This window comes from Staphylococcus sp. GW823-FHT05F06 (genome assembly GCF_058795495.1).
This window is the reverse complement of record NZ_JBXAHW010000016.1, coordinates 26,797-39,135: the sequence shown is the minus strand read 5'-3', so window position 1 is coordinate 39,135 and position 12,339 is coordinate 26,797. Positions and strand designations below refer to the sequence as shown.

Sequence of the window (12,339 nt, the reverse complement as noted above, 5' to 3'; positions counted from 1 at the left end):
GCTAATGGCTCAAAAGATGGTGCCGGCCAGAGGACTTGAACCCCCAACCTACTGATTACAAGTCAGTTGCTCTACCAATTGAGCTAGGCCGGCTTTAAATGGTGGAGAATGACGGGTTCGAACCGCCGACCCTCTGCTTGTAAGGCAGATGCTCTCCCAGCTGAGCTAATTCTCCACATTATATTGCCTGGCAACGTCCTACTCTAGCGGAACGTCAGTCCGACTACCATCGGCGCTAAGGAGCTTAACTTCTGTGTTCGGCATGGGAACAGGTGTGACCTCCTTGCCATTGTCACCAGACAAAATTAACTTACTTAATTAATGATACATACTTTTCAAAGTTAATGCAACAGTTAATTTTACACTATGTTAAAATTTCTTTTGCAATTGCATAACATTCCGTTCTCGTTTTTGACGACTTTTATATGTTACTTCATTTATCAATATATGTCAACACTTTTTATGATGTTTTGCTATTTTTTGTATCAAATAGTAAAATCCTCTCTTTTCACTTGAAATATTCTAGCATATATTAGTTTTGATTACTATACGATTATTTTAGCAATTTTGGTATATAATTCTCTATTTATAACTTAATACATCTTTCTCCTTATTTCTATTCTTATTCGAGTTTGACACGTATTTTTTCACGGGTTTAATTTCAAACTTGAAAATAAGCGCTGCCTTTAAATATTAAGAAGGCAGCGCCAAAACATAATCAATACAATTAGATTTGTCAACATTACGATGGTTTGTAATTTTTAGCAATTATCACTAATAGAATCTATTTTTGTCTCATGTATGGGAATAGTAATACGTCTCTAATTGACGGAGAATCAGTTAATAGCATTACTAATCTGTCGATACCGATACCTAGACCACCAGTTGGAGGCATTCCATACTCTAATGCTTCGATGTAATCCTCATCCATATCATGAGCTTCATCATTTCCTTGTTCTTTTTCAACAAGCTGCGCTTCAAAACGTTGGCGTTGATCAATCGGATCGTTTAATTCCGTGAAGGCATTTGCATGCTCTCTTCCTACAATAAATAATTCAAAACGATCAGTAAATCTTTCATCGTTTGGATTTTTCTTTGCTAACGGTGAAATTTCAATAGGGTGACCATAAATAAACGTTGGTTGAATAAGTGTTTCTTCAACTTTCTGTTCAAAAAATTCATTTAATATATGGCCATATTTCATATTTTCAGTAATTTCAATATCATGTTCTTTTGCTAATCTAATAGCTTCTTCATCAGAATTAACATTATAAAAATCTACACCGGTAACTTCTTTAACAGCATCAACAATGTGAAGTCGTTTCCATGAAGATTCTAAGTCAATTTCTTCATCATTATATTGTACTTTAGCTGACCCAAACACTTCTTGAGCAATGTGTCTGACCATATTTTCAGTTAAATCCATTATATCATGATAATCAGCATAAGCTTCATACAATTCAATCATTGTAAATTCAGGGTTATGTCTTGTAGATACACCTTCATTACGAAAAACTCTGCCTATCTCGTAGACTTTTTCAAGACCTCCGACAATTAACCGTTTCAAATGTAGTTCTATAGCTATACGCATATAAAGAGTAGCATCTAATGCGTTATGATGCGTAACAAACGGACGTGCAGCAGCACCTCCAGCAATTTGGTGCATCATTGGTGTTTCTACTTCCAAGAATCCTTGTTTATTTAAATAGTTTCTCATTTCTTGAATTATTTTACTACGATTAATAAACGTTTGCGTACTATCTTCATTTGTAATTAAATCTAAATAACGTTGTCGATATCTTTGTTCTATATCTTGTAAACCATGGAACTTATCAGGTAAAGGTCGTAATGATTTGGATAGTAAAGTAAATGACTTAGCTTTGACAGAAATCTCGCCCGTATTAGTTTTAAACATGACACCTTCAACACCTATGATGTCACCTAAGTCAGCCATTTTCCAAATGTTAAATTGATCATCTCCAACTTGATCTTTTCTTACATAAATTTGAATCTGACCTTTCAAGTCTTGAATATGTGCAAATCCCGCTTTACCTTTACCACGTTTAGTCATAAGACGACCTGCAATTGACACGTGGCTTTCGTCTTCTTTTTCATGCAATTCTTCCTTAGAGAATTGGTCCCACTGTTCTTTTAACTCACTTGAAGTAGATGAGCGATTGAATCGATGACCAAAAGGATCAATCCCTAAATCAATTAATTCTTGTAATTTTTGACGACGAACTTGCATTTGGTCGTTCATTTCTTCTGACATAAATTTCTCTCCTTTGAACTTTGATTTATCAATTTATTGTTCCATGTCTTTCTGTTGAAAACTTTAGGAGCTATATATTGTTTCCTAATCAGTTTTAATTTATATTTAAGCCTTTTATTATACCCTTCTTATCTTCATATGTATTGTTATTCAATGAAGGTTGATATTGCATCTAATCAAAGCAAATCTACTCACTTTATTATTCTACAAGACCATCAAAATGTAATAAAGTAATTTATATTTTCATCGAATAGTTGCAACCCTTATAAACTTATTGATTAGCAATATATAAATTTCTTTAATTAAAAGTTTCAAAACCATATTACTATGCTTTATTATTCCTTATATTTTTTCACACTATTATCAGGTACTACTAGTTGTCCGATACTTTTATTAGAAATCGGTTCTATTTGTTTGGTGGCTATATCATTTAACGGGATAAGAACAAACGAACGTTCTTTCATTCTAGGGTGCGGCACTGATAAATTATCTTGTTCAATAATTTGATCACCAAACAGTAGTATATCTATATCTAAAGTTCTAGGCCCCCAACGTATTTCTCTTTTACGATGAAGTTGTTGTTCCGTTGTTAAACAACATTTTAACAAAGATTGTGGATTCAATTCAGTCTCTATCTCAATGCACAAGTTTAAGAATTTCGGTTGATTAGTATATCCCACTGGTTCAGTCTCATAAATATGAGAAACTTGAGTTACTTGAATACCTTGATAGTCATGAAGTATTTTAATAGCCTCATTGAGTTGTAGTTCTCTATTTCCAATATTGCTCCCTAATCCTAAATAAGCTTTAACCATTTAGTCATTCTCCCTCACTATTTCAATCCCAACACCATCGTAATGACCAGGAATAGGTGGGTTTTCTTTAGTGATTCTAACTTTCGTTTCCATTACACGATTATAGTGTGAATTTATATGTTTTGCAATACGTTCAGCCAGATGCTCAATTAAGCATGAACGTGGCCCTTCAACAATAGACTTTACATCTTTATAAACCTCTCCATAATTTACAGTATCTTTTACATCATCTGATTGACCTGCATAACTAAGATCAACCTTTAAAGTAATATCAACAACAAAAATTTGTCCAATATCATTTTCTGCAGCTAATACTCCATGATAACCATAAAAACGCATTCCATTAAGAAAGATGATGTCGTTCATATTCATTCTCCTTTAGAAAATCCATACTTTGGGCTAGTCGCGTATTTAATAATACATTATGAACTCGAACCCCACGAACGCCTTTCATTATACCATAAGCCGTTGTAGCTGCAGTTGCCTCATCTCTATCTGAAGGAGAAGAATCTTGATTCATCATTTCTTTAATGTATCTTTTTCGACTTGTTCCAAGTAAAACTGGATATTCGGTCGCTACTAATTCATCTAATCTTGCCATTACTTCATTTTCTTCTTCTCGTGTTTTAGCAAAACCTATTCCAGGATCTAACCAGATTTTATTATGTGGTATACCGGCTAGTTCAGCCTTATTCGCTTGCGCAAGTAATGATACAAGCATCTCTTCAACAACAGGTTTATCTCTATGACCGTCACCATTATGCATAAGTACAATTTCAGCACCGTATTGAGATACCACATTAAACATATTCGAATCAAATAGGCCTGCCCACTGATCATTAATCATTGAAACACCAAGTTTAAGACAAGCTTCCGCAACTTCACTTCGAAATGTATCAACCGAAATTTGCACATCATATTTAACGATAGACTCAACCACAGGCAATACACGATTCATTTCTTCTTTAAGCGATACTTCTTTATGCGATACTTCTTTATGACCTGGTCGTGTTGAGACACCTCCAACGTCTATGATGTCTACACCTTCATCTATCATCTCTTTAGCACGCTTCACAGCTTGATCAACTGAGTGGTACTGTCCTCCGTCAGAAAATGAGTCAGGTGTCACATTTAATATCCCCATTATTTTTGTTTTAATCATAATTTCACCTTTTTCAATAATATACTCTTAGATTTTTTTAATTTTCAATAATAACTACATTACTAAACACATCTGCTACTTCATGATATCATTCATTTCAATAAGTTTTGAGTATATATTATCGGCATATTAAAAAAAGGTAGCCGATTTTAGATAGAAGCTACAATATTGGTTGGTCTGATTAAATAAAAAACGAAGATTTATTTTATAAAAAGTTGAAAAATCAACGTGAAATACACGCTATTTTAAAACTTTAGAAACAAATCTTCGTCCAAAATGATTTTTAGTTTAGTTTTTAATTATCAAATGAATATAATGGTGTTGATAAGTAACGTTCCCCATTACTTGGTAATACTGTTACAACTGTTTTACCTTTACCTAATTCTTTTGCTTTTTGAATAGCAGCATATATTGCAGCACCAGATGAAATACCTGCTAATATACCTTCTTCTCTAGCAACACGACGTGCCATATCCATAGCAGTATCATTACCTACTTTGATGATGCTGTCATAAACTTCTGTATTTAAAGTATCAGGTACGAAACCTGCTCCCAATCCTTGTAATTTATGAGGGCCTGGTTCACCACCGCTTAATACTGGAGAAGCTTCAGGTTCAATAGCTACTATTTCCACATTTGGATATTCTTTCTTCAATACTTTACCAACACCAGATAACGTACCACCAGTTCCTACACCAGCTAAAAATGCATCAATTTGTCGACCTTCAAATTGTTCAACTAATTCTGGTCCAGTTGTAAGTTCATGAATTTCAGGATTTGCTGGATTTTCGAATTGTTGTGGTTCAAAATAGCCGTGCTCTTCTTTTAATTCTTTAGCTTTTTTTATTGCACCTTTCATAGCTTCAGATCCTGGTGTTAATACTAGTTCAGCACCATAAGCTTTTAATAAGTTACGGCGCTCTTGGCTCATTGTTTCAGGCATTGTAAAAACTGCTTTGTACCCCTTGGCAGCACATACAAATGCTAGACCTATACCAGTGTTACCACTCGTAGGCTCAACGATTGTATCACCAGGTTTAATTTTCCCTTCACGCTCAGCTTTTTCAATCATCGCTAAAGCGATACGATCTTTTACCGAACCACCTGGATTTTGATATTCTAACTTAACATAAATATCAGCTGCATCATCATCAACAACGTTTCTTAATTTGACTACAGGTGTATTCCCAATAATTTGTGTAACATAATCTACAGGTTTTTGTGCCATCCAAAACACTCCTTTTAGTTTTACAATTTATCAATACTTAGTTTTTCTATCGGATATAACTTTATTCTATCAGAATTTTCTAAAAAGACAAACCGTATAGTCTTACTATAAATAAAACTATATACTACTTTGGTCTTTACTATAAGACATTTCCTACAAAAGATTAAGTTAAACGTAAAAAAAGATAGTCGAACGAAAGTGAGGACAACAAATAATCCTCCTTTTCGACGACTTTTACATTACTATATGACTAACTTCTATTAAAATTGAGTGCATAACTTTTAAAATTTATATCCAGTTTGTTTTATAAATTATATTAACTCATCATTTTTTGAACTATTTCATTGTTTCTAATAAATCTTCTAATTCACTTTCACTATACTGATATTTATTACCACAGAAGTGACATACAGCTTCAGCTCCATGATCCTCTTTAATCATGCTATGAATTTCTGCCTCTCCTAAACCTTTAATAGCATTTAAAAATTTCTCATGACTACAATTACATTCAAATTGCGCTGACGTTGAATTTAAAATTTGAACATTACCTTCACCCAAAATTTCATTTAATATTCCTTCAGGTGTAAGTCCTTGCTCAATTAATTTCGATACAGGTTGCATTTGACTAATGGCTTCTTCTAATTTAGTCACCGTTTCATCAGTAGCACCTGGCATAACTTGAATAATAAATCCTCCCGCTGCTTTGATTGAGTTGTCTGGATTAACTAATACACCCAATCCTACTGATGATGGTGTTTGTTCACTTGTGGCATAGTAGTATGTGAAATCATCTCCTAGCTCACCTGATACTATTGGACTCGCACCAGAAAAGTAGTCTTTCATTCCAACATCTTTAACAACCTGAATGGAACCATCAGTACCAACTGCTCGCCGTACATCCAATTTACCTTGATCGTTGAGTGGAAAATGCGTTTGTGGATGGTCTACATATGCACGAACATTTCCTTGAGCATCTGCGTCAGCAATAATTCTGCCAATTGGACCTTTGCCATCAACAGTAACTGTTAACTTTTGATTTCCTTTTAACATTGCACCCATCATAACAGTAGCTGTCATAGTTCTTCCCATAGCGGCAGAAGCAGTAGGCCATGTATAATGACGTGTTTGTGCTTCTTGTACTGACTCTGTTGTGATTGCAGCATATGCTCTTATTTCCCCACCGTATGCTAAACCTCTCACTATATAATCATGTGTCATTGTTAAATCTCCTTTTTAAAAATAATCTATAATTTAAAACTTTTTATTTTTTAATACTGATTGGTTATTATACATCTCTTATTGGCTAATATGAAATCTATTGCTCATACATGTTTATTGAGTATTATAACCATGAGAGATGATAACAATATTTTTACCAAAAGTTTAAAAATGTATTGGTATAAACTATACATAAAAAAGTCCCTTTTCACTCAATTCATACGTGAGCAAAAAGAGACTTACTAAAACTTGTACTATTGTCTATGATTTGGATCGTTAGGATTGTATGGTTTATCGATGTTCGGAGATTGTTGATGACCTGGTTCATTCGTATGTGAAGTATTATCAGCTTCTCTGTCTGTGTTGTCTTGGTTTACTTCATCTTTTTCATGGTTGTCATCATCTTCTTTATCGTCATCTTCTAACTGTTCTTTACGAATGTCGTTGTATGATTTTCCATACTTTCCATCACTATAATCACTATTTTCATTTTTCACAACTTTTGCAGAGTCATAATCTACTTCTGGTAAAACACCATCATAGAATAATGATTGAATTTGTTCTGCAACTAATGTTTCTTCTGAAAGTAGTGTTTTAGCAATTAAATTAAGTTGTTCTTCATGTTCTAACAAGATTTGTTTACAACGTTCATATTGCTCTTTAACAATTCGTTGAACTTCTTTGTCAATTTCATAAGCAATTTGACCAGAATAATTCGGCTCACCTTGCATATCTTTACCAAGGAATACTTGTCCACCACTATTGCTTGAGAATTGTAATGGTCCTAATTTCTTACTCATACCATATTCTGTAACCATAGATCTTGCAATTTGCGTTGCTCGTTCAAAGTCATTCGAAGCACCTGTTGATACTTCACCAAAGTTAATATCCTCAGATACTCGTCCACCTAATAAACCACATATTTTGTCGAGTAATTCTGGTTCTGTCATTAAGAAGCGATCTTGTTTTGGTAACATCATTGCATAACCGCCTGCTTGTCCACGAGGGACAATTGTTACCTTGTGTACAATTTCAGCTTCATCAAGCACCATACCGATGATAGTATGACCTGCTTCGTGATGCGCTACAATATTACGTTCTTTTTCAGAAATTACACGAGATTTTTTAGCTGGACCTGCAATAACACGGTCAGTTGCTTCTTCAATATCGCGCATATCAATTTTATTTTTACCCTCACGTGCTGCAATTAAAGATGCCTCATTTAGCAAGTTTTCTAAGTCTGCACCAGAAAAACCTGGCGTTCTTTGAGAAATAGCTTTTAAATCTACTGTTTCATCAAGAGGTTTATTTTTCGCATGCACATGAAGAATTGCTTCACGACCTTTAACATCTGGTCGTCCAACTTGAATTTGTCTATCAAAACGACCAGGACGTAACAATGCAGGGTCTAAGATATCTGGGCGGTTTGTAGCCGCAATCATAATAATACCTTCATTTTCTCCAAAACCATCCATCTCAACTAATAGTTGGTTTAATGTTTGTTCACGCTCATCATGACCGCCACCTACACCTGCACCACGTTGACGTCCAACAGCATCAATTTCATCAATAAAAATGATACATGGGGCATTTTTCTTAGCATTTTCAAATAAATCACGAACACGACTCGCACCAACACCAACAAACATCTCAACGAAGTCAGATCCACTAATTGAGAAGAATGGTGCACCAGCTTCACCTGCAACCGCACGTGCTAATAATGTTTTACCTGTACCTGGAGGCCCAACAAGTAAGACACCTTTTGGAATTCTTGAACCCATTTGTTTAAATTTCTTGTTATCTTTTAAGAAATCTACAATTTCTATTAATTCTTGTTTCTCTTCGTCAGCTCCTGCTACATCTGAGAAACGAACTCGACGTTTATTACTGTCGTACATCTTAGCTTTGGATTTTCCAAAGTTCATCATACGACCACCACCGCCGCCACCTTGGGCTTGGCTAAGGAAGAAAATAAATAATAATGCAATGATTAATACAGGAATCAGTGTCGTTAAAATACTAACGAATACACTTTGTTTTTCTTCTTCTTTAACTGTAAATTTAAGATTATCTTGTTTCTTAGCTGTATCTGTGATTTTTTGTAAATCTTTTTCATTGTTATATAAAATTGTCGATGAGTAATCTTCATCTTTTTTTGTTTTACCACTTACCATATATACGTTTTGCTCTGGTTGAATTTCTAAAGTTTTTAAATCGCCTTTATTCAACTTATTAACAAACTGAGTATATGTAAGTTGTTTTGGCATATTCCCATTTCCATTTAAAAATGAAAAGAGGCCAAATATAATAACGCCAATAATTGCGATAACTAGCACATTGCGAAAAGCTTTCTGCATGCGTCATTTCCTCCTACTTTCAATAATAAAACTAACAAAAATTGTAACACAACACTTTATATTCAGGCTAGTATTTCAACTTTAGTATTGCATCTACAATTTTGTCGATTTTAAAATGCATTATTCTTTGTTTACTATCTGTTAACATTAATTATCTTAATAGTTTTAATCAATTCATAACATTTTTGAATTGTTACTTTGAGTCTACACTAAATCTACGCACAGTTCATTATACTAACATACTTATTAATTAATACAGATCCAATTTTAAAATCTATTTAGAATAAACTTCTGCTTTTAGTGTGCCTATGTATGGCAGATTTCTATATAACTCACGATAATCTAAACCATAACCAACTACAAATTCATCTGGAATCTTTTTACCAACATATTTTGCTTCGATATCAGCTTTGCGACGGTTAGGTTTATCTAATAATGTAGCTATTTCTAAAGAGTTAACTTTACGTGATTGCAATAACTCTGTAATAGATTTTAAAGTTGTACCAGTTTCTAATATATCTTCAATTATAAGTACGTCTTTATTTTCTATAGAAGCACCTAAATCTTTCAATATTTGAACTTCCCCAGTCGATTCCGTTCCACCATGATAACTTGAAACATCCATAAAATCGATTGATAAATGTGTATCAATACGTTTAATTAAGTCTGCCATAAACATGACTGATCCCTTCAAAATACCAACACAAACGAGTGGGCGATCTTTATAATCCTCAGTAATGATAGCTCCCATCTCTTTACAAATATTTTGAATGTCTTCTTCCGATAACAAAACATTCTTTAAATCCTTATGCATTATAATTCATCTCCATTATTCGAAATCAAAATAAATTCTTTAAAATTTTCTTTAACATATAAATCGCCAATAGCTAACACTGCATTTTCTTGATTAATAATGAGTGGGATGCGCTGACGTTCAGCAAGAGTCACTTTTTTATCGATAAATAAACGACTCACTTTTTTATGACCTTTTTGACCATTTAATTTATACACATCTCCATTTTGTCGGACACGCACAGTAAGCGGATATAACTGTTGTGGTAAGTCAGGATGAATATCAATTTGATAATCATTAAATTCATATGTACCTGGCTTTCTAATACATATACGGTCTAATATATATTGATCCATTTCACTTTTAGCCATTATTATTAATTTATCATATGCAATTTGAATTATCCATTCATCTGTTACGTGAATATTAAATTGAGATTTATCATTTCTAATCTGTTCAAACCACTCGTCATAAGCATGTTGTGGCATTGCTAAATGACAATCTAATTTTTCGAATAACAAATCCATAACTACGCTTTTGATATTCACATTCAATTCATTAAAAGCAGTTCTAGAAAAGGAATAGGTTAAATATTTACTTTTTGAAACTTCGTTATTGATGAACGTTTCAGCTTGTTCTTTTAACGATTGCAATTCAATATCATGCCAATCCTTAAGTTTGAGTAGCTGATGCGCGTTTAAATGCGGGTTCTCGTTAATTGCAGGTATGATGCGTTGTCTAATGTCATTTCTAACATATTTTCTATCTTGATTAGACATGTCCTCATAGTATGGAATTTGGTTCGCATACTGATACGCTAATATTTCAGTTTTTTTTAAATTTAACATAGGACGATACACTTTGTATTGATTAAAATACGACTCATATGTCATACCTAATGAATTACGTGTTGATCTCCCTGTAAACAAACGATATATAATCGTTTCAAGTTGATCATCAAGATGATGAGCTGTTAACAATACATCTGCTCTTAATTGAGCTATGATATCTCCAAACCATTCATAACGACGTTGACGCGCTTCTTGTTGAATACTATTACCGTCTGCTACAATATCACTTAAGTCTAAACGCTTTATATAAATGTCAATATGATGTTGATGGCAATACTCTCTCAAAAACGCTTCTTCTTCATATGACTGTTCACGCAATCCGTGGTTAACATGAACACATGTTAATTTACGATATGTATGTTGATAGTCGTTTAATAAGCTATATAATAAACTCATACTATCAATGCCTGTTGAGACAGCCACAACAATATGTGCTTTTTTAGACCAACCATCTGTTTTGATATTCATTTATTCACCTCGTTACTTTAAATGATGCCACTAAATTGAATTCTACGTGATACAATTAAATCCGTCTTCCATAACGTAATATGACTTACTCAACATCAACAAAAATAGGAGTAGGAGAGAATTCAAAGTAATATAATTGAATTCTACCTCCCACCCCATGTGGATGTTGCATATGTTTAATCAAGGACTAAACATCTTCGTAGTGTCTTCCCACTATTTGTCAAAGTACTAAAAACATCATCACTCTGACATTAACGGTCGTTTAATCTATATCATATTAACGTCTAGAACCTTTACCGCCTCTGCGTGATTCGGTTTGACGTTTAATTGACGTTAATTTATCTTCACTATCTTTTAAGAAGTTACTTAATTTTTTCTCAAAGTCTTCAGTTTTTTGAACTGGTTTACCGTGATTAGCTTTACTGTGACGAGGCTTACGAGGGCGGTCTTTAGCTTTTTTTATTGATAAACTAATTTTACCATCATCCGCGATTGATAAAACTTTAACTTCTACTTCGTCACCTACTGATAAGTGGTCTTCAACATTTTCAACATAATTGTCGGCAACTTCACTGATATGAACTAAACCACTTTTTCCTTCAGGTAATTCTACGAATGCACCAAACTTTTTGATACCTGTAACTTTACCTTTAAGCTTGTTTCCTACTTCGATTGACATTTTCTAAATAAATCCTCCTGGTTAGATTCGATTTTATCCTTATTATATTCCTGTTCACGTAATTTCACAATGATATAATCATATTATTTTATTCTAATTGCCTTTTTCGTTTGAAGTCTTTGACTGAGAGGATTTTTTATCATCAGGTAATCTAAAAATGACTTCACCTTTATTACTTAAATAATAATCGTCTCTCGCTATTTTCTCGATATAGTCTTTATCATTTAAATTATTAAGTTTCTCTTTTAAAGCAATTTCTTCATCTTGTTGTTTTTGAAACTCAGTTTCTTTCTCTTTCCTTTCAACTGCATCTTGATCGTTATTATGTCTTTGAATGACAAGCAATACAAGTAGAATGAGGATAATCGCTAAAAGAATACCTCCGAATAAAGCAATACGTCTACGTACAACACGCATTTTCATTTTTTGTCGTTGTTTTTTCTTATTTTCTTGTGACGTATATTGGTTACCGATATGTTCTACTTTTTTATTCATT

Annotated in this window: 11 protein-coding genes, 2 tRNA genes and 1 rRNA gene; all 14 read right to left on the bottom strand. The window is 33.4% G+C overall.

Translation table 11 applies throughout. The annotated features are described in order from the left end of the window. Positions 1-17: 17 nt before the first annotated feature. A tRNA-Thr gene (locus AC1Q7N_RS10015) sits at positions 18-93 on the bottom strand. 6 nt (positions 94-99) lie between these two features. Further along, a tRNA-Val gene (locus AC1Q7N_RS10010) sits at positions 100-175 on the bottom strand. 10 nt (positions 176-185) lie between these two features. After that, positions 186-300: ribosomal RNA gene (gene rrf / locus AC1Q7N_RS10005) — 5S ribosomal RNA — on the bottom strand. Between the two features lie 484 nt (positions 301-784). Then, positions 785-2,272: a lysine--tRNA ligase gene (lysS, locus tag AC1Q7N_RS10000; RefSeq protein ID WP_001833056.1), complete on the bottom strand. Its 1,488-nt coding sequence runs from the start codon at positions 2,270-2,272 to the stop codon at positions 785-787. 335 nt (positions 2,273-2,607) lie between these two features. Beyond that, positions 2,608-3,087, bottom strand: coding sequence for a 2-amino-4-hydroxy-6-hydroxymethyldihydropteridine diphosphokinase (gene folK, locus AC1Q7N_RS09995; RefSeq protein ID WP_001832213.1), 480 nt, complete (start codon positions 3,085-3,087; stop codon positions 2,608-2,610). Beyond that, positions 3,088-3,453 (bottom strand): dihydroneopterin aldolase, encoded by a 366-nt coding sequence (gene folB / locus AC1Q7N_RS09990; RefSeq protein WP_001832204.1) that lies wholly within the window; start codon positions 3,451-3,453, stop codon positions 3,088-3,090. It abuts the gene before it with no gap. After that, positions 3,431-4,249, bottom strand: coding sequence for a dihydropteroate synthase (folP, locus tag AC1Q7N_RS09985; protein ID WP_002440771.1), 819 nt, complete (start codon positions 4,247-4,249; stop codon positions 3,431-3,433). The genes folB and folP overlap by 23 nt, the downstream gene beginning before the upstream one ends. Before the next feature lie 295 nt (positions 4,250-4,544). Then, the gene (gene cysK / locus AC1Q7N_RS09980) at positions 4,545-5,477 is read right to left on the bottom strand and encodes a cysteine synthase A (RefSeq protein ID WP_001832242.1); all 933 of its coding nucleotides are present in this window, start codon (positions 5,475-5,477) and stop codon (positions 4,545-4,547) included. 336 nt (positions 5,478-5,813) lie between these two features. After that, a complete protein-coding gene (hslO, locus tag AC1Q7N_RS09975) occupies positions 5,814-6,695 on the bottom strand; it encodes an Hsp33 family molecular chaperone HslO (protein ID WP_001832190.1) in 882 nt (293 codons plus the stop codon). 254 nt (positions 6,696-6,949) lie between these two features. After that, the gene (gene ftsH / locus AC1Q7N_RS09970) at positions 6,950-9,052 is read right to left on the bottom strand and encodes an ATP-dependent zinc metalloprotease FtsH (protein ID WP_070857448.1); all 2,103 of its coding nucleotides are present in this window, start codon (positions 9,050-9,052) and stop codon (positions 6,950-6,952) included. A 274-nt stretch (positions 9,053-9,326) separates the two neighbouring features. Next, positions 9,327-9,866 (bottom strand): hypoxanthine phosphoribosyltransferase, encoded by a 540-nt coding sequence (gene hpt, locus AC1Q7N_RS09965; protein ID WP_001832216.1) that lies wholly within the window; start codon positions 9,864-9,866, stop codon positions 9,327-9,329. After that, positions 9,866-11,164: a tRNA lysidine(34) synthetase TilS gene (gene tilS / locus AC1Q7N_RS09960; RefSeq protein WP_002440766.1), complete on the bottom strand. Its 1,299-nt coding sequence runs from the start codon at positions 11,162-11,164 to the stop codon at positions 9,866-9,868. Before tilS ends, hpt begins: the two co-directional genes overlap by 1 nt. Before the next feature lie 277 nt (positions 11,165-11,441). After that, complete coding sequence (locus AC1Q7N_RS09955) at positions 11,442-11,843, bottom strand: S1 domain-containing RNA-binding protein (RefSeq protein WP_001832231.1); 402 nt, start codon at positions 11,841-11,843, stop codon at positions 11,442-11,444. Positions 11,844-11,936: 93 nt separating this feature from the next. Then, positions 11,937-12,338: a cell division protein DivIC gene (gene divIC, locus AC1Q7N_RS09950; RefSeq protein ID WP_001832241.1), complete on the bottom strand. Its 402-nt coding sequence runs from the start codon at positions 12,336-12,338 to the stop codon at positions 11,937-11,939. Between the last annotated feature and the right edge of the window lies 1 nt (position 12,339).